Origin of the sequence: Thiobacillus thioparus DSM 505 (assembly GCF_000373385.1) — a bacterium.
GTDB classification, from domain to species: Bacteria; Pseudomonadota; Gammaproteobacteria; order Burkholderiales; family Thiobacillaceae; genus Thiobacillus; species Thiobacillus thioparus.
In genome coordinates this window covers 1-26,511 of sequence record NZ_KB891326.1, presented here as the reverse complement: position 1 = coordinate 26,511, position 26,511 = coordinate 1, and the positions used below count along the sequence as shown (strand labels likewise).

Below are 26,511 nucleotides of genomic sequence, written 5' to 3'. Positions count from 1 at the left end.
TACAGTATAGTTACTGTATGCTTGTACAGTATAAAGACTGAACCCGTAAAACGCCAATGCGCGGGCCGCACCCGCGCAGGCAAGCAGGAGAACCCTCATGATGAAACTCGGAAAGATCAGCGCCCTCGCCTTCAGCCACATGAAGCGGCGCGGGATTTCCATCGACGCCCTGAACGACCTGCTCGCCAACGGACAGGTCGAAAAGCAGTTCGACGGCGCCCAGGTCATTTACCTGGACAGCCCCACCCCCGGCCCGTCCTGGGCCGGCCGCCCGGCACCGAGACTGTATGCGGTGGTGGATGCGGCGGGCGAGGTGCTGACGGTGGAGAAGCGGGTACGAATACGGGCATGAGCCGATCGCCTAATGAAGCGGGAGATGGTCAATTCGCCGGCACCGTGCTATATTCTGGCCAGACTAGCCAGAATAAGCAGGAGTTCACCATGAACAGCGAATGGCAATTGCAGAAAGCGAAAAACAACCTGAGCCAGCTCATCAAGGATGCCGCAAGCGGCGACGCCCAGGTCGTCACCGTGCACGGCAAGCCGACGGCTGTGGTGGTGTCGGTGGAAGCCTACGCAAAGTTCACCCGCCCGCGTCGGGGCAAGCTCTCCGCCGCGCTGTTGCAGCCCGACCTCGCAGGCAAGGACCTGGACTTCACTCGCAGCCCGGACACCGGTCGCAACGTCGAGCTATGAGTTGGCTGCTGGACACCTGCGTCCTCTCCGAATACATCAGGAAATCGCCCGCGCCGCAGGTCATCGCCTGGCTGGACGAGCAGGACGAAACCAGCCTCCATCTCAGCGTCATCACCCTGGGCGAAATCGAGAAGGGCATCCTCAAGCTGCGCGCAACCGACCCTCGCCGCAGCCAGAAACTCACCGCATGGCTGGGCAAGGTGGAACAGCGCTTCGCCGGCCGCATTCTGCCCCTCGACGCCGCTGCCTTGCACGGCTGGGCGCAACTCGCCGCCCAGTCCGAACTGGCTGGGCGCCCCCTCCCGGTGATGGATGGCCTGATCATGGCCACCGCCCAGTGCCACGGCCTCACCGTAGTCACGCGCAACGTACAGGATTTCGGCCTGCTTCCGCAGGTATTCAATCCCTGGGCCCTGTAAGCGGCGCATCGATATTTACCCTCGCTTGTTATTCCGGGGGTTGGACCAGGACGCCCCCGCTTGTTGACTCCACCCTATCCACCCGGATTTGATGCGCAGGCAGGTACTATTACACTTCTGCCTCGCAGCGGGCCCGCGCTCGCAACGCCCCCGTGCCGATGAACCGACCGCTTCAGGAACGCCGATCCCGCTCCATGTCGTCTCCCGACTTCACGTCCGCCACGCCGGCCCTGCAGGATTGCATCGCGCGTTATTCCGGCGCGATTCCCACCCTGGCCGAACTCGGCAAGCGTCTTGCCGCCACCCGTGACGCCGACGCGCTGATCGACCTCTACGAACAGAGCTATCCCTTGCTGGAAAAAGCCATGTGGGCCGACGGCGCGGACTTCCACCCGCTGCTGGCGAGCTACCAGGCCCTGTTCCGCGAACAGGAGGCGCTGATCCGGCAGCGCGGCCAGCATGGCCATACCGACGACCGCCACCACTTCATCCTCAGCATTCCGGTGGCGGATCGCCCGTCGCACCTGCGCGCCTGCCTGGAGAGCATCTACCAGGTCTGCACGCTGTTCGACTACGGCGGCCACGCGTCCGGCAGGTGGGACAGGATCCAGGTCGTCGTCAGCGAGGACAGCCGCGACGAAGCCAATATCCGCCGCCATATCGAACTGGTCGACGAATACCGGCGGAAAGGCCTACGGGTCGTTCACTTCGGCCTCACCGAACAGTACGACCTGCTGCACGCCCTGCCGCCATCCACGCGCGAACGGCTCGGCACGCTGCTCACCACCCAGCCGCGCGACCGGTTCTGGCTCAAGGGCCAGGCCGCCAACCGCAACCTCAGCTACCTCAAGTGCCTGCAGCTCACCGCAGACAGGCGCAACACGCTCTACTACCTGATCGACAGCGACCAGTCGCTGTGCGTGAACCGGCAGACCGCCACCGGTGAAGAGGCGGTCTTCGCGCTGAACTACTTCCACGCCATCGACAAGATCTTTCGCACCACCGACACCCTCATGCTCACCGGCAAGATGGTGGGCGACCCGCCCGTGTCGCCGGCGGTGATGGCCGCGAATTTCCTCGACGACGTGACCGCCTTCTTCACCCGCCTGGCCACCCTGCACGCCGACCAGGCCTGCCAGTTTCACGACCTGCCCGCGCAGCCGGTGGGCGACGCCGCCTATCACGACATGGCGAAACTGTTCGGCTTCGACAACCAGCCGGCGACCTTTCCCTATGCCTGCCGCCTCGCCGGCGCGCACGACCACAGCGCGTGCCTCGCGGACTTTGCCCAGCGGCTCAACGCCTTCTTCTTCGGCGAGCACCTCACGCGCAAGACCGGGTTTGCCTACGGCAGCGGTTTCACGCAGCTTGCGCCTGCACGCACGGTCTATCCCGGCAACTACATCGTCAACTACGCCGGGCTGAAATACGTCATCCCCTTCGGCCACCTGCGCCTGCGCATGTCCGGCCCCACCGCCGGACGGCTGATCGCCGCCGAAATCGGCCACCGCTTCGCCTCCTTCAACATGCCCAACCTGCACCGCCGCACCACCGAGGCGGGCCCCGGCGACGACTTCCGCCCCGGCGTGGAACTGGGCGAGGCCAGCGTGGACGTCTCCAACGAATTCGAGCGCCAGTTCTTCGGCGACCTGATGCTGTTTTCCACCGAAGCGCTGGTCAAACAGGCCGACGTCACCCGGCCCTTCGCCCAGGAGGCGATCGACGCCGTCGTCGCACAGAAGGAAACCGAACTGCTCGCGCTGTACCAACAGAAGCATGACGCCATCGCCGCGCGCAACCGGCAGCTGGACGACCTCGTCTTCCATGCCGGCCATTGGTGGCTGCAGGCCGCCGAGCATGCGCCCGCCCTCGCCCAGGCGCTGCGGCAGGTGCGCGCCTTCATCGACAACATCGACCGCAATTTCGGCGAGCAGGCGCTGGCCTGGCGCCAGATCCAGTCCGCCGCGCATCGCGCCCAGCGCAAGCGGCAGATCGTCGAGGCCTTGATGGCCTACCGCGCCGAGCGCGACGCCTGGGACAGCCTGTTTTGAGGGTGCCTTGAGGATATCCGTGGGGTGAGGGATGACTNTCGCGCCACAATGCGCAATATTGCGCAACTGTTTAGCCAATAAAGTTGCGCCATATTGCGCATTTTCGGAAAATCCCCTATTCAACAATGGCTTGACGACAACCATGCTGTCCTTCCAACCGAGCATAAAACTCGAAAAAGCCCTCAAGAAGCTACAAGCCGAAGTGGTGAAGGCTGCCTCCGGGCTGGGTTCGCTCTCGGACGGCGAGGCGCATTATCTGAATCGCTGCGCCCTGATCAGCAATGTGGGCGCCTCCACGCGGATCGAAAACGCGCTACTCACCGATGCCGAGGTGGAATGGGTGGACACCACGCTATCGGCCGATGGGTGCATCACGGCCTTCGAGCAGCACAAGGACATCATCCTCGACAAACTTTCCAAGGATCGCGAGCGGAGCGTGGAAGAGGTGGTTGGCTGCCGCGAGGTGTTGACGACGATCTACGCGCAGACGCGGGATTTCATTCCACTCACCGAGATGGTGATACGCGGCCTGCATCATGACTTGCTCAGGTTTTATCCGCAGGCCTCGCCCTATGCAGGCGCGTACAAAACCACGCCCAACCGCGTGATTTCCAAAAACCACGCCACGGGCGAAGTGCGCATCGTGCTCGACCCGGCCGCGCCCGGCATCGCCACCGAAACCGCAATGGCCGACCTGGTGGCGTGGTACAACGCCAGCCGGCGCGAATCGACCTGGCCGCTGCTGGCGGCAACGGAATTCGTGTTTCGGTTTCTGGCGATTCATCCTTTCCAGGATGGGAATGGACGCATCGGACGCGCGCTGTTTCTTCTGGCGCTGTTGCAATCGGACGACGAGCCGCTGGCCGCAGTCATGCCCTACGTCGCACTGGATAGGCGCATCGAGCAGAACCGCGCAAAGTACTACGCAGTGCTGCATGAAGTATCGCAGGGGACGTTTCAGGCTGACCCGACACACTACCGCTACGAACCGCTGGCCTGGTTCTTTCTGAAAATGCTGGAAGATGCATTGCACGACATGGAGCACACCCGCGCACGGTATGTGCGCCTGCAAAAGCTGTCGGAAACCGCGTCGGCCGTGCTGCAAAGTTTCAAATCGCGACCGGAGCAACGCTTACAGGTGAACGGCATCGTGAGTGCGACCCAACTGCCGCGCAGGACCGTACAGTACGCCCTGAAAACACTGACCGATCAAGGCTTCCTGCAACGCCTGGGGCAAGGCGCCGGGGTGAGATATCAGCTGGTGTTTTAATGTGGCGCCGCTTCAAGGCGCCTGGTATATCTAAAGCGTCGCCGAATCCGCCGCCCGCGCGATGATCCGCGCCCGGCATTCCCGGTAGGCCGCCTGCGCCAGGCTCAGCGCCTCCTTGGGAATCACGACATGCGAATAATCCGTTCGGGTCTGGTCGATGCTTCCGCTCCGCATCCGCGCCGACGTATCCCCCCGGCGCGGCTTACCCGTCTGGCCGAACACCTCATACCGCTCGCTCAAGGGCGAATCCAGCGCGAGCCAGTCCGTCAGCCGGGGCAATAGTTTCCCCGGCGCGCGTTGCAGCAATTCCGCGTCGAAATAGAAATAAGGCCAAGCGCTCGTCTGGCAGAAGGCATCCAGCGCCCGCACCCGCTCGACGTAGTAGCGCGCCGCCTCCACCGGCGAGGCATACAGGTCCGGATCCGGCTTCTGCCGGAACAGGTGCACGATGCTCCTGATCGTGTGCGCCGGCTCCGCCAGCGCGATCAACACCCTGAGTTCGGCCACGCCCAGCCGCCCGGGCGTCAGCACATAGTCGTTGTGCAACAGCTTGTCGAACAGGTAGCGGCTCCCCGGCTTTGGCACCTCGTCATGCCGAAACGCCTCCAGCTGCCTATCCAGCGCGGCGGCATCCTCATAGCTGAGATGCATTTCGTAATAGCCGTTGATCTGCGGATGCGAGCCGAGAATATGCCCCGCCAGACTGGTGTAGGCGCGCATGTGGCTCAGCAGGAAGATTCGGGCGTAGGGATCAGGCGAAGCGCTCATTGGTTCAATTCGTGGTCGGCCGTCAGCATTCTCATTTCAAGAATCGGGAATAACCGGCAGCGATATTCTGCTGTTCGTAATGGAACAGCGCGTATCCAGCCATGGCCGTTTTCAGCCGTGCGCACGGTGCCGCCCCATCCACTCCATCGCGGCAGCGATCAGCAGGATTGCGAGGAACAACAAGTAAGGCGCGTACTGGTTGACGGCCGATGCCCAGACATTGAGCTCGTTCAGCAACAGCGCCCACACGCCAATCGCGACATAGGTCGACACCAGCACGACGGCCAGATTCACCCACGGGCGCAGGCCGATCAGAAACCCGATGATCGCCCCCACCACCGGACCGGTCATCCAGAACGGCGCAAACACGAAAACGAACAGGCCGGCGACGCCGAACTTGCGCACCACGCCCCCGCCGGACTGCGCCGCGTGGTGGATGCGCGTGATGAAAGGCTCCAGGGTACGCAGCCGGATCAGATGCCGCGTGCTCTGCACGAACAGCGGGTAGATCACCAGCACCTGGATGGTCTCGATCAGGATGTTGAGGGGCACCACCTGGGCATGGCCGAAACCGCTCGCATAGCCGAAGGACATCCCCGCTTCGCGGCCGATGATCAGGTTCAGCCCGGTCATGATCGCGTAGGGAAGGACGCGGTCCGGATACAGGTGCCAGCCGATCCCGAACGCCAGCAGCATCAAGCCGGTGAGCGCCAGGCCAATGCCCAGCATGCGGCCTTCGGGGCGGGTGAAAAGCGTTTCATGCATGCGGGTGCCTTGGGCTGTCTGGATATGTGCGGAAATACTTCTCTAAAAGGGCGATCCGGTAATCAATCATCAAGCAGCTTCGCTCTCAAGAACCAGCAATTCTTTGGTCGCCCGCGTCATCGCCACGTAAAGCAGCCGCGCCTCATCTTCTGCCGCCTTGTCGTCGTCGGTCGAAATACTCACATCCGGTATCGCCACCAGCGGGAATTCCAGCCCCTTACTGCTGTGGAAAGTGATCAGTTTCACCGTGTCCTGCTTGTCGCCGAACTCCATGTTCTTGTGGCTTGTGATCGGCACGCCTGCGTTCTCAAAGGCACGGATGATAGTTTTGCCGACCGGCTCCCAATGCCGGTAGAGGACGGCCATGTCTCTCCACGCCGTACCATCCCGATGCGCCGCCTTGAATTGCTCGACAATGTATTTCGCCTCGTCTTTCAGCGTCGGCAGCTTGATCAACAATGGCTTGGGTCCATGACGCCCAGCCGACACGGGCGCCAGCCGGGGCACCCCATCCTCCGACGCTTCCGACGGTGAAAGCAGTTCCTTGGCAAAGCGGGCGGCAAATTCCAGAACCTCCTGCGTATTGCGGTAGTTGATCTTCAGAACCGTCGTCCGCCCCTGCGCCTGCACCCCCACGCTCTTGAAGCTGAAATTGCGCTTCTCGCCGTGGTCGTATATCGACTGCGCATCGTCGTACAGCACCAGCAGCGAATTGGTATGCGGATCAACCATCTGCACCACCAGCTTGAACCATTCCGGCCTGAAGTCATGGCCCTCGTCGATCAGCACAGCCTCGTACTGCCCGGAAGGAATGAGCTTTCTATCCACCCCGCGAATGACCTTGTCCACCAAGTCGTCCCAATAGCCTTCCCGTTTGGCATTACCTTGCGGCAGCCCCACGTTATAGGCGGTCAACTGACGATGGCACCAGGCATGAAAATTCTGCACGACGACCTTATCGGCCACGCCCTTTTCCTGCATCCAGTGTTCCAGCCGCTTGGCCAGCGACTTGTTGTAGCAAAGAATCAGGATGGGCTTGGTACACACCTTGGCCAGATATTCGGCCCGGTAGCCCAGGATCAGGGTCTTGCCGGAACCCGCCACCCCATGAATCACGCGGTGGCCTTCGCCCAGGCTGCGGGCAAGCTGCTCCTGCTGCAAATCCATCACCCGCAAAATATCGGGTAGCTCGGCAGGTTCTACCCCCTCTCCGCCAAACAATTCGCCCTGATTTCCGGACAGGCGGATATCGGGAAACATGTGCCAGCGCACCCGGTCGATCTGCGGCAAACCCAGTTTGCCGTAACCACCCACCGTGAACATGTCCCACAGCCGTTTCTGGAAAGCTTCCATCTCCACAGAGTCGACCATCTCGTCCTGGCAGATCACCCGGTGGGGTTCCAACACGTCGCCCAGGTCCGTGCTTTCAAACTGTTTACGGCTGATGTTCGCGAGTACCACCCCATAAGCCCAGGGGAACAGCAGCTTGCCCTGCATGCGGCCACTGCTGAAAACCAGCTGCGGGTCTTTTTCCAGCACATTGGTCACGGCATGCGCGTACTGACGGGCCTGCTCCAGCGGGTTGGCCGCATGCTTCAATCCCTTGTCAGTCAGCAGGGTGACGTCCGACTTGGTGATCGACTGGATCGTATCCAGCTTCCAGTCCTTCACCTCCAGGATCAGCAAGCCCCGCCTGGGGTGCAACACCACAAAATCCGGATGCCGCATCGACTGCCCAATCGGCACGTCGTACCAACACAGATAGTCGTCTTCGAGTTTGGATTCCAGGCGTTGGGCGAAGCGGCGTTCGCCACCGGTCATACGGGCGGCGCAAGAAGAGTAGCTTGGGATCAGGGTGGACATTATTTTTTCCCCCTAGCCCTGGTGACTAGGCTTCGATTGTTCCTTCAATATCCTTATCGGCCAGAATCCCCCAAAACTGTTCTGGCCCAAAAGCCAAAGTCAAGCTGGCCAATAAACCTTGCGTAGCGGAATCAGCCTCTGGTTGTCGATGCCCATTCTCTCGTAGTGTTCCAGCAAGGCTTTCACCAGATCATCCAAGTCCATCAGCGTAAGCGGAATACTCGCCCGCTCTGCCTCGTAGCGAGCATCCTTGGTGAAGCCACCGGTGCTTACATAAAGGCCCTTGTCATCCTTGTGCCGACCACCCAGAAAACTCCGGATTTCCTGAGATCCCATCTGGCTACCTGTGCGATGTTTCACCTCGACAACGATGCGCGGACTTTCAAACCCGAAGCCATCGGGGGAAGCCACGATATCCTTTCCTCGGTCCGGGCCGCTCGGTGAAATACGGGTCTTGTAGCCCATAGCCTGAAGCATGCCGGCAACGAGTTGCTGCATCTCCTCCCAGTCCAGTTTGCTCACCTTATCCTTAATGAACTCGAACGCCTTGGACTGGATGTCCTTGAGGATTGTCCCGACAGCCACCTCCTCGTCCTCTGGCTCGATGGCTGTCTTGGTCGGTTGTTTGCCCGCCAGCAGGGCCTCGATTTCAGTAACTGCCTCATCAGGCAAAAGGAACAGAGTGGAAATTGCACCAAGGCTATTTTTTGTGCTGACCGACAAAAGATCCCGAGAAACCTCACCCTCCCAGACCACGCGACGGCAGTTGGGGTCATCCTCGATAAAAGAAGGATCGTAGAAGTAATCACTGTTGATCGTGCCAACCAGGTAAACACGGCCAGATGGGTCATAGGTCAACACGCGATCACCTACTTTCATCTCACGCGCGAAGCGATAAAGCTGACCTGCGGATATGGCCACCTGCATTTTTTTCATTTCCGGGTAAGCCTTGGCCACGGCCTGTGTAAAGGCCTCACGGCTCGACAGAGATTTCATGTCGCCCAGCCCTACCCAACCGATGGCTACGATGGACTTGGCCTTGAAGTCCTCAAAGTATTTGCCACCAACCTCGGCGCGAACCATCCACATGGTTTTTTTAGGCATCAACCCTTCTCCCTTATATATTTGTGTGTGATACCTCTAACTACCAGGCCAGTGCAGTACCGCATCGATCGGTTTGTCGATTCGCCTTGGCAACACAATGGTGCCCAGTCCATCACCGCCGCCAACTTCCTGGCCACGCCCAGCCAGGAACTCCATTCCTGTTAGTGCAGCCACCACAGCATCAAGCATGTCCTTGGGGCCAGGCAGAAACCCTGAAAGCGGCATATCTACGCGCAACTCCTTCGTGTCACTCAGCATCCGATAGCTGGCCGATGGAAACACTTCCAATGTCTGGGCCCGGCCGTCCAATGCCTCAAAGATCGCGAAACCGTGTTGCATCCATTCGGGTGCAGCCTCAGACAACGGGGTCCACTGCGGGTTAGCAAGTCGATGCGCGGCAATCACCACCTCGCAATGGCGGCCGTTCCCAACCTCATTTCCGGTTGCACGCCCCCACCTTTTATTGCGCCAAAACCATGCGCGCGGTGTCGGCAGCGCCATACGTGGCGCATCGATAGCAAACAGTGCGTCTGGATAGCGGGCCGATAATTCCTGTACCGACTTACCTATATCCCCAGTGCCTAACCATCCTGAGTCCACCACCCTCGAAGACTCATCCAGCACAGCGTATGGGCAACCTCTTGCTGCCTGAACATCAATGCCGATCACCACATCCATCATGCACTAGCATCCTCGGCGACCACTTCCGGCCCCATATCCGCCAATATCTCCCGAAACTGTTCCAGAGCCGCCTCCAAATCCTCCACGATCTCCGCCGCGATCACTTCCGGCGCCGGCAGGTTGTCGGAATCGGACAGCGATTCGTCCTTGAGCCAGAAGATGTCCAGGCTGCCCTCTTCTCCAACAATCGTCGTGCTGCTCCTCTTGCCGAAGGGTAGATTGGTCAGCACCACGTCGAAGCGTTCGCTGGGGTCGGCGGCCAGCGAATCGCCCACTGCAATCGGCTCGAATTCCTCGCTGCCCATGCCGTGCCGCAGCATGTTCATCGCGCACAGCCGGGCGATGGCCTGCACCAGCTCCCAGCCCTTGAAGCTTTCGCCGCGCAGCTTCTTCTCCGCCGACGTCATGTTGGGGTAGTGCTTCACCACATAATCGTGCGCCGCCAGCAGAAAGCCTCCGGTGCCGCAAACCAATTTGGACTCCACCAAGCAGCTGGAACGGTCCAATTAAACCCGCCCCCCCACGCCTTTAAACTTCTCAACGAAAGCAGAGATTTTCTGAAACACGCTTTGCTTTATTGTCAGATATTGTGGGTTTAGCGGGCTCATCTTGGGCAGAACTGCATTGAGCTCAGTGCCATTGTCACTGGCAAATTCCCGTTTTAGCGAGGTGGCGATATAGCGCCGGGCCGCATCCGCATTCAGGTTCTCGGAGCTGATCAGCTCTTGCGCCTCACGCTGTTGTTCCGCCTGGGCAAAGGTGAAGAAGGCGTCAATCACACTGGCCTTGTCGCCAATCTGATCCAGATCGGTCTGATTGATGAAGTCCACCAACAAGCTCTCTTTGGCCCGGTTGCCCAGGCTAGCGCGAATCACCCGGCGTACTTCATCCACCAGTTCTGATTTGCTTCTGGTTTTCTTGTTGTGCTCGAAAATCAGCTCCAGAATGTAATCCAGGTTGATTTCCTGCGATTTGAGCAGATCCACCTCAAAGACAACGTCATCCCAGTCGATGGTGGATTTTTCCTTCTCGGCGGAAGCTTTTCCCCGGCGCAGCCAGTCGCGCACGTCATTGTAGGTTGAACGGTAATCCTGAATTTTCCGTTCAGCCGGTATTTTGATCGCTTGTAGCGCCGCCAGATCTTCATCGCTTAAATAGTGCTTGGCCTTGAACGCCTCTACAGCCGCCGCGTCGTCCATATCGAGATCTTGCAAGGCCTTCAGGCTGGCGAACTCGTCATAGTTCTGCAGCACGTTCTCCACGCGCAAATACTCGCCAAACAGCTTGGCAAAAGCCTTTTTGTCAGATTCCTTTTCAACGGCGGCGGGGTCGGGAAAGCGCGCTTCCAGCTCCTTCACCACGTCTACAAAGCCACGCCGCGCCTCACCGGTGGTCACATCGGTGAAGCCCTCCATGTATTCCTTGTAGCTCTTCTCCAGCACCACGTTCTTGGTGTTCTTGTCGCCGAACAGGGTGATGGCATCGATGGTCGCCTGCTCCAGATCGCGGAAAGTGACGATATTGCCGAAGGTTTTGGTGGCGTCAAAAATGCGGTTGGTGCGCGAATAGGCCTGCAACAGGCCGTGGTAGCGCAGATTCTTGTCCACAAACAAGGTGTTCAACGTGGGGGCATCAAAGCCGGTAAGGAACATGCCCACCACGATCAGCAGATCAACTTGTTCATTGGCAGGAAGTCTCTTGCCGCTATCGTCCGCACCCTTTACGCGCTTGGCCAGATCGCGGTAGTAATTTTGAAAGCCATTGCTATCCACACTGAAGTTGGTCTTGAACAGCGCGTTGTAGTCTGCAATGGCCGCGCTCAAGAACTCTTTGGCGCTGCTGTTCATGGCAGAAACATCAAAGCTTTCGTCCTGAATGTCGCCGACCGCATCCTGCTCCTCGTTAGCCGCAAACGAGAAAATGGTGGCCACCCTCAGCGGCTTGTCGCTGCCCTTCTGTCGTTCCCTGAAGGACTCGTAGTACAGCTTGGCAGCGTCCACGCTGCTTACCGCGAACATAGCGTTGAAACCTTTATTGCCTGCTTGCAGGCGGTGGGTTTTCTGCCGGAAGTTGTTTAGGATGTACTGGGTGATCTCGCGGATGCGGTCGGGGTGCAATAAGGCCTGCCTGTTTTCCGCCGCGCTGAGCTTCTTCTCATCCTGCTCAGTTTCAATGGCCTTGAACTGCGGTCGTACATCGTTGTAGTCGACCTTGAACTTCAGCACCTTCTCATCGCGAATCGCATCGGTGATCACATACGAATGCAATTCGCGGCCAAACACGCTGGCGGTGGTTTCGGCGCCCAGGGCGTTTTGAGGGAAGATCGGCGTGCCGGTAAAGCCAAACTGATAGAACTTCTTGAACTTCTTCTTCAGGTTCTTCTGAGCCTCGCCAAAGTGACTGCGGTGGCATTCATCAAAAATGAAGACCACCTGCTTGCCGTAGATAGGCAGCTCACCTTCGCTCTTCATCAGGTTGTTGAGCTTCTGGATGGTGGTGACGATGATCTTGTTGTCGTCCTTGTCCAGGTTGCGCTTGAGGCCTGCAGTGCTGTCAGACCCATTCACGCTGTCCGGTGAAAAGCGCTGGTATTCCTTCATGGTCTGGTAGTCCAGATCCTTGCGGTCCACCACGAAAAACACCTTGTCGATGAAATCCAGCTCGGTGGCCAAGCGCGCCGCCTTAAAACTGGTCAGCGTCTTGCCCGAGCCGGTGGTGTGCCAGATGAAGCCACCGCTTTCCGTATTGCTCCAGTTTTTGGCCTGCCAGGCGCTGTTGATCTTCCACAGAATGCGCTCAGTGGCCGCAATCTGGTAAGGGCGCATCACCAGCAGCGTGTTGCTGACATCAAACACCGAATAATGCAGCAGCACATTGAGCATGGTGTGCTTCTGGAAGAAGGTGGCCGTAAAGTCCTTCAGGTCTTTGATCAGACTGTTGTCCGCATTCGCCCAATTCATGGTGAAGTCGAAGCTGTTTTTGTTGCGCTGCGTGGTGTTGGCAAAGTAACGGCTGTCGGTGCCGTTGGAGATCACGAACAGCTGCAAATACTTGAACAAGGAGTGCTCGCTGTTGAAGCTTTCCTTGCTGTAGCGGTGCACTTGGTTGAAGGCTTCACGGATCGCCACGCCGCGCTTCTTCAGCTCTACCTGTACCAGCGGCAAACCATTGACCAGAATCGTCACGTCATAGCGGTTGGCGTGGCTGCCCGTCTGCTCAAACTGTTTGATCACCTGCAGCTTGTTGCGAGCGATGTTTTTTTTGTCCAGCAGGTAGATGTTCTGGATGCGGCCATCGTCGAAGACAAAGTCGTGGATATAGTCGTCGTGAATCTTGCGGGTTTTCTCGACGATGCCATCACTGGGCTTGTCCAGCCAGGTTTCCACAAAGCGCAGCCACTCACCCTCCGTAAACTGCACATTGTTGAGCGTTTGCAGCTGCACGCGCACATTGGTCAGCAAGGCCTCAGGTGTGTTCAGGCCGGGCAAAAATTCAAAACCCTGATTTTTCAAATCCTGGATGAATTCGCGCTCCAGATCGCCTTCGCTCTGGTAGCTTTCTGCGACCTTCCACTCTTGGGTGTATTTATCCAGAACGATGAAGTTTTTCGATTCGGCGATGGGGTTGTATTCGATCATGTAATTTTTTCCTGCCAAAATCGATGGCGCTCGACAACGTGCTTGACCAATTTTTCCAGAACCTGCTTCTCTTCTGGCTTCAGTGGTGACACTTCTTCGGCAGCGTGCTTCGAATGACTTGAGAAGTTCACAATTCGCTTTGCATACGGATTAGGCAAGCCATCGTCTGTTTCCGGCAGAAGGTGTTCCCATCTTTTATACCCAAGAAATGTTGCCGTCTTTTCGAGAATATTCCGGAGCAGGTTGAAGTGATATTTTTCGATCTGCCCACTTTTTATGGCTTCCTCAAGCTGCGATATCAGGTGCAGGTGATATGCAAAAGGAGAATCGTTTGGCTGCTCTGCTAGATGAAGACTGCCATCACCATTTTTCTCCAATCGTGACTTGCTGAACCATTTTGATTTCCAGCTGTAGCGCTCAGTTTTTTCATCGCTACCAAACTCGTTGCAAAGCACATTGAAGAAAAGTGGGTTGTGCGTCGAGATAATGAACTTGACATTGGAATCGTTTAATTTGACCAGCTGCGCCAAGTCCACGGCCAACTGAATCAAATGGTTATCATCCAGAGAGCTGACCGGATCATCAATGAACACATATTCAAGCTGGTTGAATTGGTCGGTTTCTCGATCACTAGGCTCGGCAATGTTGAGAACGCCGATCACTTGTTCAAGCAGCGCGTAGAAAATACTCCAGATGAAATTACTTTCTTCGCCCTTGGAGATTTTCAGATTTCCAGAATGCGTCGCATCGCCGCGCTCCATCGTGAAAGTAACTTCCGAGAAGACCTTTGCAATGACCTCTCCGGTTTTATCGTCTTTACGCTCTGCATTAAAGTGCGGCGTTAGCTTGTCGTTGGTATAACGCTGAAAGGTCGTGATGACGTTCATGTCCTGACCTTGATCCTTCAGCACCCAATCCGTGAAGGTGTTGGGCTGAATCCTCAGCTTGGGCTCAGCGTCTTCTTCCAGATCGTTATCCCAATAAAACAAGTCTTCGGTGAAGGCGTTGTAATACAGGATCTTGTTGCGCGACAACTCGGGCTGATCGGCCTCGCCATCGCCTTCACCGTCATTGGATTTGGGCGCAACCATCTGCTTGAACTCGCGCGACAGGCGCGTCTTACCCATGCCGTTGAAGCCATAGATCAGCTGCACCTTCTTGTCGGCATTCTTAAGTTGCTGGGCGATTTCGGTCAGCGTCTTGCCCATGTTATGCCTCCACCTCTTCCGGCCTGGGGAAGCTCAACAGCAAATCGCGGTAATACGCGTATTGCTTTTGCCGCAATGCAATTTCGCGGGGTAAGCCTTCGGTGATGGAGTTAGTCAAAGCGTCGAATTTATCGAGGATGGAAACGATGCGCTCTTTTTCTTTGGGGGAAGGGTTAGGGATGCTGATGCTCTCCAAACTCTTCTTATTCAATTTTGGTTGAGCCGCGCCGGAGATGTAAGGCGTCAAATCAATACTGTTCAAATAGTATTCAACGAATCTACGCTCAGCGTATGTCTCGAATTTAAGAACGTGGGCATGGTTATTCACCCAGCTTTTTCCGCTGACACTAAAAGCTATTGGCGTGTTACGCGCCAACAAATTGGCACCATCTTCAGAGACAAGCAATAAGTCCTCGTCGAAAATGTAGTCTTTAACGTAATCGACAATCCCGGATGCGCCATAGTACGGAATATCGCCCGGCTCTCTTAAGCTACTTGTGATTGGCTTTCGCATCGAGTCAAGATTTTCGGCCAAATCCCCCAACGTCTTCCACTCCGCTTCCCTTTGTTCAAAATTCAACAACTGGTCGCGGTAGTAGTTGTATTGTTTTTTTCGGGCGGTCAGCTCGGCGGTCAGCTCGGCGGTCAGCTCGGCGGTCAGCTCGGTAAAGGCGTCCAGAATACGGACAATTTCGGTCTGGATTTCAAGCGATTTTTCAGGGTTGTGCGGACAAGGGATGGCGATGTGGATATCTAAAATTTCACTAGGTCGCAATGCAGGTATACCTGCGCCGTGCTGTTTATTAGTTAGTTTTTCCTGATTAAGCTTCAATAGGTGATAAACATACCTATTTTTAACTACTTCAGTTTTCGGAAGCACGACATAACAGTGAGCATTAGCGTAAAACTTTGAAGTAACGAAATTGACAAAGCCCGCAGATGCCCCACCCTGGCTCACTATGGTTGTGTTTTCAGTGTAGTTGTAAGTGTCGGTAAAACCGGAATGAGAAATGCCCCCGTTATATGCGGGATAAAGTCCATTCTCGGATAGCAATTCTTTATTTAACTGCCTGCCTTTTTCTAATTTAATAACATCCCCCAGCGCCTTCCACTCCACCGCAACCCCACCTAGCAGCTTGTACATAAAGTTCATGCTACTCATGCCTCCAATTCCTCACCTTCGATCTCGGCCACGATGACATCGATCTCCGCCCGTAGCTTACCGATCCTGGCGACGGTCGTTTTCAGCTCGGCATTGAGTTCGGCAATATCCACCACTTCGCGAGTGTCCTCAGCTTCCACATAGCTGCTGACCGACAGGTTGTAATCGTTAGCGGCGATGGCTTCAAAGCTCACCGATTGGGCAAAGTGATCCACATTCGCCTTGCTGTCGAACACCTCCATGATCTCTTTGATGTGCGCGTCCAGCAGCACGTTGTTGTTGGTTTCCTTCTTGAACAGTCTGCTGGCATCAATGAACTGGGTGGTGGTGTCGGTTTTGTGTTTGGACAACACCAGGATGTTCACGGCGATGGTGGTGCCGAAGAACAGGTTGGGCGCGAGCGAGATGACGGTTTCGACGTAGTTGTGATCCACCAGATACTGACGGATTTTCTGCTCAGCCCCGCCCCGGTAGAAGATGCCGGGGAAGCAGACGATGGCTGCGCGGCCACGGCTTGAAAGGTAGCTGAGCGCGTGCAGCACAAAGGCAAAGTCGGCTTTGGACTTGGGCGCAAGCACGCCTGCCGGGGCAAAGCGTTCGTCATTGATCAGGGTGGGGTCGTCGCTGCCGATCCATTTCACCGAATACGGCGGGTTGGTGACGATGGCGTCGAAGGGTTTATCGTCGCCAAAGTGCGGGGCGATCAGGGTATTGCCCAGCTGGATGTTGAACTTGTCGTAGTTGATGTTGTGCAAGAACATGTTCATCCGTGCCAGGTTGTAGGTGGTGTGGTTGATCTCCTGGCCGAAAAAACCGTCTTCGATGATGTGGGCGTCAAAGTGCTTTTTGGCTTGCAGCAGCAGCGAGCCGGAGCCGCAGGCCGGGTCGTAAATCTTATTGACGCTGGATTGCTTGTGCATGGCGAGCTGGGCAATCAGCTTTGACACATGTTGCGGCGTGAAGAACTCGCCACCCGATTTGCCGGCGTTGGCGGCGTAGTTGGAGATCAGGAACTCGTAGGCGTCGCCAAACAGGTCGATGTGGCTGGCGTCAAAATGCCCGAAATCCAGCTCGGCCACGCCTTTGAGCACGGCGGCCAGGCGGGCGTTTTTGTCTTTGACGGTATTGCCGAGGCGGTTGCTGGTGGTGTCGAAGTCGGCAAACAGACCTTTGATGTCCTGCTCCGATGGGTAGCCGTTGGCGGACGCTTCAATGGCGGCAAAGATGGTGGCCAGTTCGGTGTTCAGGCTCTCGTTGGTGTTGGCGCTGGCAGCGACCTTGGCAAAAAGCTGGGTGGGGTAGATGAAATAACCCTTGGTCTTGATGGCGTCGTCTTTGATTTCCGGGGTGATGACGCTGTCGGGCAGCTCGGCATACTGGATGCTGTCGTCTCCGCCTTCGATGTAGCTGGCAAAGTTCTCGCTGATGAAGCGATAAAACAGGGTGCCGAGCACGTATTGCTTGAAATCCCAGCCGTCGACTGCGCCTCGGACATCGTTGGCGATTTTCCAGATCTGGCTTTGCAGTGCGGCGCGTTGTTGGATGCTTGTCATTATTAAATTCCTGTTTAACTACGTTTTGAATAGCTATCAGCTCAAAAGCAGCTTGGCATTATTCAGCCCGCAACTTGGGCTTGTGGAAGGCGAACACCGGGCGCGAGCGCGGCGTGGGGTCGAGACCGTTGGTGAAACGGTTTTCGACGCCGGTGGACTGGTAGGAAAACGGCAGCGGCTTACGCCAGCATGGCAGGCCAGCGGGCAGGCCCTGGATGTATTTGTCGGACTGGGTTTCGACGCCGGTGAGGGTCACACCCTCCTTCTTGGCCTCGATCACCCCGGCAGCCTTGCCGTCCACATACAGCAGATAGTCGGCAAAGCCGTGACCGGGCAGCGGGAATTCGCGAATGGCGACGCCGCGCGCGGCGTGGATGTTGGCGGCGGATGCGTCGCAGACGTGCCAGCCTGCCGCCTCCAGCAGCACATCGATATTCCCCCTCGCTTCTTGTTCCGGCTGTGGCGCCAAGACACCCCCTGTTTTTGTTGTCAGCCGAATCTTCGCATATCCCGCCAGGTAGTCGAACCTTGCTTTGACACGTGCCTCCTTCGCCCCGGTTTCCACGGACCTCGCCAACCTGCTCTAATACCGAAAAATCAATAAAAGAACACCGGGAGCGGAGCCGGCTATCTGCACAAGGGGGAAGCATGGATACGAATACGGATACGCCCAGCGACGCGTTTTCCAGGGTGTTGCGCGACGAGATCGCGCAGTTGCGGCCGCAGGCGAACGATCCGCAGCAAAGCGCCGAGGCGTGCGCGGATCGAGCGCAACTGGTGGGGCTGGCTTTTTCCGGTGGGGGAATTCGCAGCGCGACGTTTTGCCTGGGAGTGATCCAGGCGCTGGCGCGGCTGCGGCTGCTGCGCGCGTTCGACTATCTGTCGACGGTGTCGGGCGGCGGCTATATCGGGGCCTGGCTGTCGACGCTGATTTTTCGCAGCCGCAAGCCGGGGCAGTCGGTGGCGGATGCGCTGGCGGCGGTGGAGCTCGAACTGTCCGGCGAATCGCGGCCCTGGTGCGCGGCGGGTACGATCGCGTCGGATTGCCCGCCCGAGCATCCGTCGCTGCGCTTTCTGCGTCGCTACAGCAATTACCTCACGCCCAGGCTGGGGCTGTTTTCGGGCGATTCGCTGGCGGCGATCTCGACCTATCTGCGCAACCTGCTGCTGAACCAGCTGATCCTCGTGGCCTTCTTCGGCGCGCTGTTGACGTTGCCGTATGTGTTGCTGAACTGGAGCCGCTGGCTGGCCGATCCGCTGGGGTTCGCGCTGGCCACGCCGCTGGCCGACACCGGGCTGCCTGTGCTGTTCGGGATGGCGATCGGGCCGCTGCTGATTGCAATCGGCGCCTGCGCGATGAGCCTGATGCGCTTCAACAAGGGCGACCGGTTCAATTCGACCGGGCCGGGCTTCATCATCGGCCTGATCGTGGTGCCGTCGCTGGTCTCGGCGTGGCTGTTCGCGCTGGCGCTGCAGGCGCATGCCCCGGCCGCCGACTATTCGCTGCAGGACTGGGTGACATGGACGATGCTGGGGTATCTGGCGCCCTGGCTGGTGGTGTTCTGGATCAAGAGCGGCGGCAGCAATATTGCGCTGACTGCGCTGGGCAAGCTGATGGCGCTGTGGGCGGCGCGCAACGATCCCGCGCGCCTGCGCGAGACGCTGGCTGAACTGGTCGAATGGGGCGCGGGGCTGGCCCGTTTCGCCTGGCAGCTGCCCTGGACGCTGCTGGCGGGCGCGCTGGGCGGGGTGTTGTTCTACTGCCTGCGCAGGGGGGCCGCGGATCTGCCCGAAGTAGGCGGCGTGGCCTACGCGACCACGTTCGGCACGCCGCTGGTGCTGCTGAGTTTTTCGACGGTGGTGACGCTGCACATCGGGATGATGAAGCGGCTGTACACGGACCAGAACCGCGAATGGTGGGCGCGCCTGGGCGGCTTCATCCTGCTGGCGGCGCTGGCCTGGCTGGGCCTGTTCGCGGTCACGCTGTATGCCGCGCCGCTGGTGAAATGGCTGGCGGGGCTGGCGCTGGCGGGCGGCCTGGCCTGGGCGGCCACCAGCATCGGCGGGGTGCTGCTGGGCAAGAGTTCGCTCACCGGGGACCGGCGCAAGTCGGGCAAGGGCACACCCCTGTTGAATCGTGTGGTGGTGGTGGCGCCCTATGTGTTCATTGTCGGCCTGGCGATCGGGCTGGCCAGTGTGTTGAATACGGTGCTGGCCAGTCCCGAGCGGCTGTGCGACGCCTGCGTACCGATCGCGGCGGCGGGACCGTTCGGCCCCATCCTGCATGCGTCGCTGCTCAATCTCGGCCGGGTGGACATGGGCAATGTGCTGTGGGTGGGCGGCGTCTGCGCGGCAGTGTTCGGCCTGCTGGGTTGGCGGATCGACATCAACCTGTTCTCGCTCAACGGCTTCTACCGCAACCGCCTGACGCGCTGCTACCTGGGCGCCACGCGCGTGGGCCAAACGCTGCCGATCAGGATCGTGCGCAAGCCCCATCCGTTCACCGGCTTCGATCCCGGCGACGACCTGCCGCTGTCTGTGCTGGGCAACCAGCGGCCCTTTCCCATCGTCAACGCGGCGATGAACCTGAACGGCGGCGAGGACCTGGCCTGGCAGACGCGCCGGGCCGCCGCCTTCGCCTTCACGCCCTTCCACACCGGGTTCGAGTTCTGGGATTCGGAAGGCGACCGCATCGGCGCCTATCGCCTCACCGAGGAATACGCGGCCAACCAGTTTTCCTTTTTCAATCCGCCCGGCGGCATCCTGCTGGGCAACGTGGTCGCCACCTCGGGCGCGGCGGCCAATCCCAACATGGGCTACCACACCTCGGCCGCGCTGTCGGCGCTGTTGAGCGTGTTCAACGTCCGCCTGGGGCGCTGGTGCGGCAATCCGCGCCACCCCAAGGCGTGGCGCAAGGCCAGCCCGCGCTTCGGCGGCGTGGCCCTGCTCAAGGAAGTGTTCGGCATGCTGGACAGCTGCGCCAGCTTCCTCAACGTGTCGGACGGCGGCCATTTCGAAAACCTGGGCATCTACGAACTGGTGCGGCGGCGCTGCCATGTCGTGGTGGCGGTGGATGCCGGCTGCGATCCGGACTACCAGTTCGAGGACCTGGCCAACGCCATCCGCAAGTGCTCGGCGGATTTCGGCGTGGGAATCGAAATCGACCTGGCGGCGCTGCGGCCGCCCAAGGGCAAGCGCAAGCACTGCCAGGCGCATTTCGCGGTCGGCTGCATCCGCTATCCGAACGGGGCGCAGCCGGGCATCCTGATCTACATCAAGGCGTCGCAGAGCGGCGACGAATCAAGCGACGTGCGCGAATATGCCGACTGCCACCGCAGCTTTCCCCACGAGTCGACGAGCGACCAGTTCTTCGACGAGAACCAGTTCGAGAGCTACCGCAAGCTGGGACGGCACGTCGGGCTCAAGGTGTTCGCGCCGCTGTTCTCGCCCCTGGTGAACACCTCGGCCCACGACATGACGCCGGAACAGATTCGCGACGCGCTGCCCGAGCGGCTGCCCGACCATCCGGACCTGCAGGCGCGTCAGCGCATGTAGGCATAGCCTTCCTGCTGCAGCCGGACGATCTCGGCGTCGCCCATCGGCACCATGGAGACGAAGCCGTGGATGTCCTCGGGTTCGAAGCCATGGCCCTTGGCGGCGATCCTGCACATCCTGAATTCGATGATGCCGCCCACGGTCAGGCTTTGCGCGCGGTCCATCAGGTCTTTGTACTTGGCGTAGTTCCTGATGGCGAAGAAGGGGATCTCATTGCCATGCAGGACGATGACGATCTTGTTGTCGAACGGATCGGCACCGTTGATCGCACTCAGGTAGCTGGCGCGATCCAGTACGCTGGTCAGCGCCTCAACTAAGTTGACGGCTGCGTCGTAGACGACTTTCTGTTTCGCATACTGGATGTCCAGCACCTTGGCGCTGCCCCAGGGCGCGTGGCTGTCGGCCAGGACGGGTTGACTGAGGGCGAGTGCGGCGATGACGAGGATGCGTTTGAGCATGAGGGTCTCCAGGTGGAATGAGGATGCGTGTGTGCCTGCATGCTTGTCGGGGATGCGGCCGATTCCTTACATGGAATGCAATACCGGCCGCGCGCCGCCGTCATAGCAGCTGGGCGACTTCGAACACGGCATCGATGCTCCGGCCGTTCCAGTTGTATTCCAGATAGGCGGCATGCAGGCAGTTTTTGACGATGTCCGTGCGCAAGGCCGCCAGGCATTCGCCGCCGGGGTGGCGTACCGAGGGATACAGGATGCCGTGCGCCCCCTCGGCCCGCAGCTGCCGCCCGATGCCCTGGGCATGGCCGTAGTCGTCGGGATCGACGATGCCGGGATCGGCCCGGCTGGCCTTGCGCAGGTCGACCGCCCGGCCCTGGGCGTCCACGCTGTAGAGCCGCATCTGCAGCCGCATGGACGGTTCCTGGGTGGCCGCCATGAAGCGGGCCGAATGATGGCGGGTTTCGGCGATGGCGGTGTCGCGCGTGCGGGCGCAATAGAACACGCCGTAGCGGCCGTCGCTGAAACGGCTGCCCTGCGGGTTGAGATGGGTGAAGGCCGCCATGATGCAGGTGCTGCCGGGGCCGAACAGCCGCTCTTCCGCAGGCACCAGGCTGATCTCGCCGACTTCGTCGCGGATGCGGTCGTTGGTCATGGCTTCCAGCGCGTAGAGGACGTCGAAATCCTCGGGACTGGCCACGCGCTCGAACAGGCCGACGGACGGAAAGCGGCTGGGGATCACCCGCCAGGCCGGGGTCCACTTCAGGCGCGCGGTCGGGTAGCTCAAGCCCAGCCGCGCCTAGGCCCAACCACCACGGAGGGCATCCAGATACTGGCGCACCGCGATCAGGTCGGCGACGTTGCCGCCCAGCATGCGGTCGAGCGCGCTCCTGCCGCCGAAGAGCGGCGCGCTGTTGGGCTTCTTCACCCAGGCGTCGGCCGCCGTCGCGGCCGGCAGCAGGATCTGCAGCGCCTTGTAGATGCCCAGCAGGTAGGACAGGCGCTCGAGGGTGTCGCGCTTGAGGTCGGCCGCCTCGGGGGCGGATTTCCATTTGAAGAAGGTCGAACGTCCGGGCGCGCCCAGCAGCACCATCTGCTCGTCGATGCTCAGTCCCCAGTCGCGCGCGATGTTGAAGAAGGCGCGCAGGCCGGCGACCGACATCGCGCGGTGGCTCGGTTGGGTGCGGGCCTCGGCTGCCCGGACGGTGTTTTGCATGTCGGCCACCTCGTAGCATTTCATACTGACGATGAAATATAGTCCATTTATGGACTTTTAGAAATGGCGGATCCGAAATTAAGCTGAACTGCAACGACGGCACTCAGAGCTGGAAGCAAAACCGGGTCTCCAGAGAAGGTGAACGCGCTACTCAACTTTCAAGTGCTGCTTTTTCCCGATAGCGATGATCACGCCGGTATCCAGCCAGTTTTTTCCTTCCCGGCACAGCGCGCGCACCGTTTTCAGATGCTGCGCCTTGAACCTCTCCCGCTCGCTATCGCTCAACTGGTTAAGCAGCCCTCTGAACCCGGCGTTCCAGACCACATCCCACCATTGTTGTTCGGATTGAAGCGCATAACCCAGCGGTTCATGATAAAAAACGAGATCGGTCAGGCCTGCAGCGCGGTAGATGTTTTCGATCACCCCGACTTGCGCCAGACGTTGCCAGGACAAGGGTGGGGCCTCTTTCCCGAAATCCTCATAAAGGGACAGGAAGGCCTGGGTAAAGGGGGAGAAGGCGGTTTCCGTGAAGCTGCTGATGGCAATTTTCCCGCCGGGCTTCACGGTGCGCGCGATACGGCGCATTGCACCTTCCATGTCGTCCATGAAAAACAGGCCGAAACTACAGGTGGCGATATCGAAATGATCCTGGGAGAAATCCAGGTCATCCACATCCATCTGGCGAAAGGTGGCATTGTGCAGGTGTTGAGCCTGCGCCTTGGCCCGCGCCTGGCGCAGCATACCGTCGGACAGGTCGACCCCAACGACCGAGCCGGCCGGCAGCTGCCTTGCCGCCTCGAGCGCCATCATGCCGGTCCCAGTCGCGACATCCAGGCAGCGGGCGTTCGGTGGCGGCGACAGATGCTGCCACATTCGCTGCGCCGTTTGCGGGAAGAACGGCAGCGAAGGATGATCGTAGCCCTCCGCCACGGTATCAAATGCCGTCTGAATCTGTTGCTTGTGCTGTTGTGCGTCCATGACCTCCCCTGTTATTTCCCCGGCCGCTGCCCTCGCCGCGCGGCGCCATCCGTCGGCGCGTGGCTGAAGAAACCCCGGAGTCCAAGGCGATACAACTGGTAATACAGAAAGCAGCCGACACACCAGCCCAGATAGGAAACGAGCGTCAGGCCAAACAGAACCCAGACGATACCCCATCCCGCTGGGCGATACCCCATGTAAAGCAGTGCCAGGGCGAGCATTACTGTAATTGCACCGATGAACTGACCGAAGGCGTGCGATTGAATGTTGTCCAGGCGATAGTCTGACCGGATCAACCCCAGGGGTTGGACGACATGCCGGTAGACGAGAACGAACGGACTGAGCGGGCGATACACGGCGGTCACCAGAAACACGCCTCCCAAGACGACAAGGTAGGCAGATTCCTCCAGTACGACCGCTGCCGCAGACAGCAGCATCGTAAGAATCTGGCCCAGCTTTATTTCTGCATGATCGACCTGCGTAGCCACGATGCGCTCCTTTTTTATATCGAAGCCGCATGCTAGATTATTCATAGAATAACCATCTACAACGATCCATGAACCACATTAATTCATATATGAATAACTTGAACTGGGACGACTTGCGTTACTTCCTGGCCGCCGCCGAGTCGGGAAGCCTGTCGGCGGCAGCAAAACGCCTGCACTCCAACCAGCCCACGGTCGGCAGGCACATCGACGCCCTGGAAGCAGCGCTCGGGCTCAGACTTTTTCAGCGTCACAAAAAGGGACTCACGCTGACGCACGAATGTGCGTGGGTGTTGGAGCAGGCGCAACTGATGCAAAGCGGGGTGCAAAGCATCCAACGCATGGTCGAGGGCGATTTCCAGCAATTGCGCGGGAGTGTCCGCTTGGCCTTGCCCGAGGGCTTGTGCAACGAGGTGCTCATCCCCCATCTGGACACGTTCTATCGCCAGTATCCGAACCTTCGGCTGATCCTCAATGTATCGTCACGCACCGCTGACCTCACGCGCGGGGAAGCCGATATCGCCGTGCGTCTGTTTCGCCCTAAAGACGCTGACCTGGTCGCGCGTCAGTTGACGCGCATGGAGATGGGGCTTTATGCCAGTCGGGAATATCTGCAGACACATGATCGGCCCGAAAACGAATCGGACCTGTTGAGTCATCGCATCATCAGTTATGGGGATGAACTGGCGGGTCTGCCGGAGAATATTTGGCTGCTCGATCATGCGACGCCAGGCCATCGCATCCTGCAAAGCGACAGTACAACCAGTCGCCTGAGGGCCACGGTGGGCGGGCTCGGGATATCGATTCAACCCTGTGTTCTGGCGGACACCCATCCCGGCCTTGTACGAATTCTGCAGCACGCACCCTTGCCCCGGCATGAGGTTTGGATCACGTATCACCGCGACCTGAGGCATATTCTGCGGGTGCGGGTCACGGCAGATTTTTTGATTGCGCTTCTTGGTACTTGATCGAGCACGAAGAGTGCTTCGCAGTGCGCCTTTCCATGGCGATGCCGGCGGCGAAACAGCCAACCTATTCCTTCCCCGCTTCCTCGTCCAGCTTTCTCAAATGCGCCAGCTTCTCGGCGATCTTGCCTTCGAGCCCGCGCGGGGTGGGGTGGTACCAGGTCTGCTCTTCGATATCGTCGGGGAAGTAGCGTTCGCCGGCAGCGTAGGCTTCGGGCTCGTCGTGGGCGTAGCGGTAGGCGCGGCCGTATCCGAGTTCCTTCATCAGCTTGGTGGGCGCGTTGCGCAGGTGGATGGGAACGTCGTTGGAAGGGTTGGACTGCACGAAGGCGCGCGCGGCGTTGTAGGCGACGTAGACGGCGTTGCTCTTGGGCGCGCAGGCCATGTAGAGGCAGGCTTCGGCCAGCGCCAGCTCGCCTTCGGGTGTGCCCAGCCGCTCGTAGGTTTCGACGGCGTCGAGCGCCAGGCGCAGCGCGCGCGGATCGGCCAGACCGATGTCCTCGCTCGCCATGCGGATCAGCCGCCGGCCGAGGTAGCGCGGGTCGGCACCGCCGTCGAGCATGCGCACAAACCAGTAGAGCGAGGCGTCGGGGTCGCTGCCGCGCACGCTTTTGTGCAGCGCGGAAATCTGGTCGTAGAAATTCTCGCCGCCCTTGTCGAAGCGGCGCAGCGACTGCGCCAGGGCGTTTTCGACGAAGGCGGCGTCGACTTCCTTCACCTGGGAGCTACGCGCGGCGGTGTCGAGCTGCTCCAGCAGGTTCAACAGCTTGCGGGCGTCGCCGTCGGCGTAGGCGGCCAGCAGCCTGTCGACGCCCTCGCCCAGCTTCAGGTCGGGCAGTTCTTTGAGGGCGCGCTGCATCAGCTGGCCGAGCTCCTCGGGCGTGAGCGACTTCAGCACGTAGACTTGGGCGCGCGACAACAGCGCGCCGACGACTTCGAACGAGGGGTTCTCGGTGGTGGCGCCGATGAAGGTGAAGAGCCCCGATTCGACGTGCGGCAGGAAGGCGTCCTGCTGCGCCTTGTTGAAGCGATGGACTTCGTCGACGAACAGGATGGTCGTGCGGGCCATGGTCTGGTTCATGCGCGCGCGCTCGACCGCTTCGCGGATGTCCTTGACGCCCGACAGTACGGCCGAAATCGCAATGAAGTCGGCGCCGAAGGCCTGCGCGGTCAGTCGCGCCAGCGTGGTCTTGCCCACCCCCGGCGGCCCCCACAGGATCATCGAATGCAGCTTGCCGGAATCGAAGGCGAGCCGTAGCGGCTTGCCGGGGCCCAATAAGTGCGTTTGCCCGACGACGTCGGCCAGGGTATGCGGGCGCAGGCGCTCGGCCAGCGGCGCGTTCGGGTCGTCGCGCGCGGGCCCGGGGGTGTCGGTCTGGAAAAGGTCCTGGGAGCTCATTTGTCCCGAATTATCACATGGTGAGCGGTGAGCGGTGAGCGGTGAGCGGTGAGCGGGAAGCGGGAAGCGGGAAGCGGGAAGCGGGAAGCGGGAAGCGGGAAGCGGGAAGCGGTCCACTCCTCACTGCTCACTGCTCACTGCTCACTGCTGACTACTCCCCAATCACATCCGCGCCCTTCGGCGGCGTGAACTTGAAACGCGACGGCGCGATGGACGGATTGCGCACGAAGTGCGTCAGCTTGAGCGTGGTGTGCTGGCCGAATTGGTCGAACAACTCCATCTG

Annotated in this window: 24 protein-coding genes; 7 read left to right on the top strand and 17 right to left on the bottom strand. The window is 59.5% G+C overall.

Annotated elements, in window-relative coordinates:
- The first annotated feature begins 97 nt into the window (after window positions 1-97).
- The 5 genes from B058_RS0107940 (at window position 98) to B058_RS0107920 (ending at window position 4,436) form a co-directional block, all read left to right on the top strand.
- Window positions 98-352, top strand: coding sequence for a hypothetical protein (locus tag B058_RS0107940; RefSeq protein ID WP_018507940.1), 255 nt, complete (start codon window positions 98-100; stop codon window positions 350-352).
- An 89-nt stretch (window positions 353-441) separates the two neighbouring features.
- Window positions 442-696, top strand: coding sequence for a type II toxin-antitoxin system Phd/YefM family antitoxin (locus B058_RS0107935; protein ID WP_018507939.1), 255 nt, complete (start codon window positions 442-444; stop codon window positions 694-696).
- Window positions 693-1,115, top strand: coding sequence for a type II toxin-antitoxin system VapC family toxin (locus B058_RS0107930; protein ID WP_018507938.1), 423 nt, complete (start codon window positions 693-695; stop codon window positions 1,113-1,115). Before B058_RS0107935 ends, B058_RS0107930 begins: the two co-directional genes overlap by 4 nt.
- A 194-nt stretch (window positions 1,116-1,309) precedes the next feature.
- Window positions 1,310-3,166 carry a hypothetical protein gene (locus tag B058_RS0107925; RefSeq protein ID WP_018507937.1) on the top strand — a complete coding sequence of 619 codons (1,857 nt, stop codon included), beginning with the start codon at window positions 1,310-1,312 and terminating at the stop codon, window positions 3,164-3,166.
- A gap of 142 nt (window positions 3,167-3,308) precedes the next feature.
- Window positions 3,309-4,436 (top strand): Fic family protein, encoded by a 1,128-nt coding sequence (locus B058_RS0107920; RefSeq protein ID WP_018507936.1) that lies wholly within the window; start codon window positions 3,309-3,311, stop codon window positions 4,434-4,436.
- 30 nt (window positions 4,437-4,466) lie between these two features.
- On the opposite strand, the gene B058_RS0107915 is transcribed toward B058_RS0107920, so the two are convergent.
- From B058_RS0107915 to B058_RS0107865, 11 genes are all read right to left on the bottom strand, one after another.
- The gene (locus B058_RS0107915; RefSeq protein WP_018507935.1) at window positions 4,467-5,204 is read right to left on the bottom strand and encodes a sulfotransferase family protein; all 738 of its coding nucleotides are present in this window, start codon (window positions 5,202-5,204) and stop codon (window positions 4,467-4,469) included.
- A gap of 111 nt (window positions 5,205-5,315) precedes the next feature.
- Entirely contained in the window at window positions 5,316-5,969 is a 654-nt protein-coding gene (locus tag B058_RS0107910; protein WP_018507934.1) for a small multi-drug export protein, read from the bottom strand.
- A gap of 69 nt (window positions 5,970-6,038) precedes the next feature.
- Window positions 6,039-7,832 (bottom strand): 3'-5' exonuclease, encoded by a 1,794-nt coding sequence (locus tag B058_RS16635; RefSeq protein ID WP_211208664.1) that lies wholly within the window; start codon window positions 7,830-7,832, stop codon window positions 6,039-6,041.
- A 99-nt stretch (window positions 7,833-7,931) separates the two neighbouring features.
- Complete coding sequence (locus B058_RS0107900) at window positions 7,932-8,936, bottom strand: restriction endonuclease (protein WP_018507932.1); 1,005 nt, start codon at window positions 8,934-8,936, stop codon at window positions 7,932-7,934.
- Window positions 8,937-8,972: 36 nt separating this feature from the next.
- Window positions 8,973-9,617 (bottom strand): DUF429 domain-containing protein, encoded by a 645-nt coding sequence (locus B058_RS0107895; protein ID WP_018507931.1) that lies wholly within the window; start codon window positions 9,615-9,617, stop codon window positions 8,973-8,975.
- Window positions 9,614-10,102, bottom strand: a complete 489-nt coding sequence (locus B058_RS0107890; RefSeq protein WP_211208663.1) for an N-6 DNA methylase — start codon at window positions 10,100-10,102, stop codon at window positions 9,614-9,616. The genes B058_RS0107895 and B058_RS0107890 overlap by 4 nt, the downstream gene beginning before the upstream one ends.
- Window positions 10,103-10,123: 21 nt before the next feature.
- Window positions 10,124-13,255, bottom strand: coding sequence for an HsdR family type I site-specific deoxyribonuclease (locus B058_RS0107885; protein ID WP_018507929.1), 3,132 nt, complete (start codon window positions 13,253-13,255; stop codon window positions 10,124-10,126).
- Window positions 13,252-14,463, bottom strand: coding sequence for an AAA family ATPase (locus tag B058_RS0107880; RefSeq protein ID WP_018507928.1), 1,212 nt, complete (start codon window positions 14,461-14,463; stop codon window positions 13,252-13,254). The genes B058_RS0107885 and B058_RS0107880 overlap by 4 nt, the downstream gene beginning before the upstream one ends.
- 1 nt (window position 14,464) lies before the next feature.
- On the bottom strand, window positions 14,465-15,625 hold the full coding sequence (locus B058_RS0107875; protein ID WP_018507927.1) for a restriction endonuclease subunit S: 1,161 nt from the start codon (window positions 15,623-15,625) through the stop codon (window positions 14,465-14,467).
- Entirely contained in the window at window positions 15,622-17,178 is a 1,557-nt protein-coding gene (locus B058_RS0107870) for a type I restriction-modification system subunit M (protein WP_018507926.1), read from the bottom strand. Before B058_RS0107870 ends, B058_RS0107875 begins: the two co-directional genes overlap by 4 nt.
- A gap of 58 nt (window positions 17,179-17,236) precedes the next feature.
- On the bottom strand, window positions 17,237-17,647 hold the full coding sequence (locus B058_RS0107865) for a type I restriction endonuclease (RefSeq protein WP_081616756.1): 411 nt from the start codon (window positions 17,645-17,647) through the stop codon (window positions 17,237-17,239).
- Window positions 17,648-17,826: 179 nt separating this feature from the next.
- Here B058_RS0107865 and B058_RS18150 point away from each other — a divergent pair, with 179 nt between their 5' ends.
- Window positions 17,827-20,733: a patatin-like phospholipase family protein gene (locus B058_RS18150; RefSeq protein ID WP_018507924.1), complete on the top strand. Its 2,907-nt coding sequence runs from the start codon at window positions 17,827-17,829 to the stop codon at window positions 20,731-20,733.
- On the opposite strand, the gene B058_RS0107855 is transcribed toward B058_RS18150, so the two are convergent.
- The 5 genes from B058_RS0107855 to B058_RS0107835 form a co-directional block, all read right to left on the bottom strand.
- A complete protein-coding gene (locus tag B058_RS0107855; protein ID WP_018507923.1) occupies window positions 20,721-21,191 on the bottom strand; it encodes a DsrE family protein in 471 nt (156 codons plus the stop codon). The two genes, B058_RS18150 and B058_RS0107855, sit on opposite strands and share 13 nt — an antisense overlap.
- Before the next feature lie 100 nt (window positions 21,192-21,291).
- Window positions 21,292-21,972 (bottom strand): RES family NAD+ phosphorylase, encoded by a 681-nt coding sequence (locus tag B058_RS0107850; RefSeq protein ID WP_018507922.1) that lies wholly within the window; start codon window positions 21,970-21,972, stop codon window positions 21,292-21,294.
- A gap of 12 nt (window positions 21,973-21,984) precedes the next feature.
- On the bottom strand, window positions 21,985-22,401 hold the full coding sequence (locus tag B058_RS0107845; RefSeq protein ID WP_026240741.1) for an MbcA/ParS/Xre antitoxin family protein: 417 nt from the start codon (window positions 22,399-22,401) through the stop codon (window positions 21,985-21,987).
- A gap of 147 nt (window positions 22,402-22,548) precedes the next feature.
- Window positions 22,549-23,379 carry a class I SAM-dependent methyltransferase gene (locus B058_RS16625; RefSeq protein ID WP_018507920.1) on the bottom strand — a complete coding sequence of 277 codons (831 nt, stop codon included), beginning with the start codon at window positions 23,377-23,379 and terminating at the stop codon, window positions 22,549-22,551.
- Window positions 23,380-23,390: 11 nt separating this feature from the next.
- Window positions 23,391-23,867 carry a DUF4395 family protein gene (locus tag B058_RS0107835; RefSeq protein ID WP_157265674.1) on the bottom strand — a complete coding sequence of 159 codons (477 nt, stop codon included), beginning with the start codon at window positions 23,865-23,867 and terminating at the stop codon, window positions 23,391-23,393.
- Between the two features lie 89 nt (window positions 23,868-23,956).
- On the opposite strand from B058_RS0107835, the gene B058_RS0107830 reads away from it, so the two are divergent.
- A complete protein-coding gene (locus B058_RS0107830) occupies window positions 23,957-24,832 on the top strand; it encodes a LysR family transcriptional regulator (protein ID WP_018507918.1) in 876 nt (291 codons plus the stop codon).
- Between the two features lie 64 nt (window positions 24,833-24,896).
- On the opposite strand, the gene B058_RS0107825 is transcribed toward B058_RS0107830, so the two are convergent.
- Complete coding sequence (locus tag B058_RS0107825) at window positions 24,897-26,228, bottom strand: replication-associated recombination protein A (RefSeq protein ID WP_018507917.1); 1,332 nt, start codon at window positions 26,226-26,228, stop codon at window positions 24,897-24,899.
- Window positions 26,229-26,511 lie beyond the last annotated feature (283 nt).

Excerpts from the sequence above, each read along its gene's own strand:
- B058_RS0107940 (WP_018507940.1), top strand. The coding sequence starts at position 98 with ATGATGAAACTCGGAAAGATCAGCGCCCTCGCCTTCAGCCACATGAAG.
- B058_RS0107935 (WP_018507939.1), top strand. The coding sequence starts at position 442 with ATGAACAGCGAATGGCAATTGCAGAAAGCGAAAAACAACCTGAGCCAG.
- B058_RS0107930 (WP_018507938.1), top strand. The coding sequence starts at position 693 with ATGAGTTGGCTGCTGGACACCTGCGTCCTCTCCGAATACATCAGGAAA.
- B058_RS0107925 (WP_018507937.1), top strand. The coding sequence starts at position 1,310 with ATGTCGTCTCCCGACTTCACGTCCGCCACGCCGGCCCTGCAGGATTGC.
- B058_RS0107920 (WP_018507936.1), top strand. The coding sequence starts at position 3,309 with ATGCTGTCCTTCCAACCGAGCATAAAACTCGAAAAAGCCCTCAAGAAG.
- B058_RS0107915 (WP_018507935.1), bottom strand. The coding sequence starts at position 5,204 with ATGAGCGCTTCGCCTGATCCCTACGCCCGAATCTTCCTGCTGAGCCAC.
- B058_RS0107910 (WP_018507934.1), bottom strand. The coding sequence starts at position 5,969 with ATGCATGAAACGCTTTTCACCCGCCCCGAAGGCCGCATGCTGGGCATT.
- B058_RS16635 (WP_211208664.1), bottom strand. The coding sequence starts at position 7,832 with ATGTCCACCCTGATCCCAAGCTACTCTTCTTGCGCCGCCCGTATGACC.
- B058_RS0107900 (WP_018507932.1), bottom strand. The coding sequence starts at position 8,936 with ATGCCTAAAAAAACCATGTGGATGGTTCGCGCCGAGGTTGGTGGCAAA.
- B058_RS0107895 (WP_018507931.1), bottom strand. The coding sequence starts at position 9,617 with ATGATGGATGTGGTGATCGGCATTGATGTTCAGGCAGCAAGAGGTTGC.
- B058_RS0107885 (WP_018507929.1), bottom strand. The coding sequence starts at position 13,255 with ATGATCGAATACAACCCCATCGCCGAATCGAAAAACTTCATCGTTCTG.
- B058_RS0107880 (WP_018507928.1), bottom strand. The coding sequence starts at position 14,463 with ATGGGCAAGACGCTGACCGAAATCGCCCAGCAACTTAAGAATGCCGAC.
- B058_RS0107875 (WP_018507927.1), bottom strand. The coding sequence starts at position 15,625 with ATGAGTAGCATGAACTTTATGTACAAGCTGCTAGGTGGGGTTGCGGTG.
- B058_RS0107870 (WP_018507926.1), bottom strand. The coding sequence starts at position 17,178 with ATGACAAGCATCCAACAACGCGCCGCACTGCAAAGCCAGATCTGGAAA.
- B058_RS18150 (WP_018507924.1), top strand. The coding sequence starts at position 17,827 with ATGGATACGAATACGGATACGCCCAGCGACGCGTTTTCCAGGGTGTTG.
- B058_RS0107855 (WP_018507923.1), bottom strand. The coding sequence starts at position 21,191 with ATGCTCAAACGCATCCTCGTCATCGCCGCACTCGCCCTCAGTCAACCC.
- B058_RS0107845 (WP_026240741.1), bottom strand. The coding sequence starts at position 22,401 with ATGCAAAACACCGTCCGGGCAGCCGAGGCCCGCACCCAACCGAGCCAC.
- B058_RS16625 (WP_018507920.1), bottom strand. The coding sequence starts at position 23,379 with ATGGACGCACAACAGCACAAGCAACAGATTCAGACGGCATTTGATACC.
- B058_RS0107830 (WP_018507918.1), top strand. The coding sequence starts at position 23,957 with ATGAATAACTTGAACTGGGACGACTTGCGTTACTTCCTGGCCGCCGCC.
- B058_RS0107825 (WP_018507917.1), bottom strand. The coding sequence starts at position 26,228 with ATGAGCTCCCAGGACCTTTTCCAGACCGACACCCCCGGGCCCGCGCGC.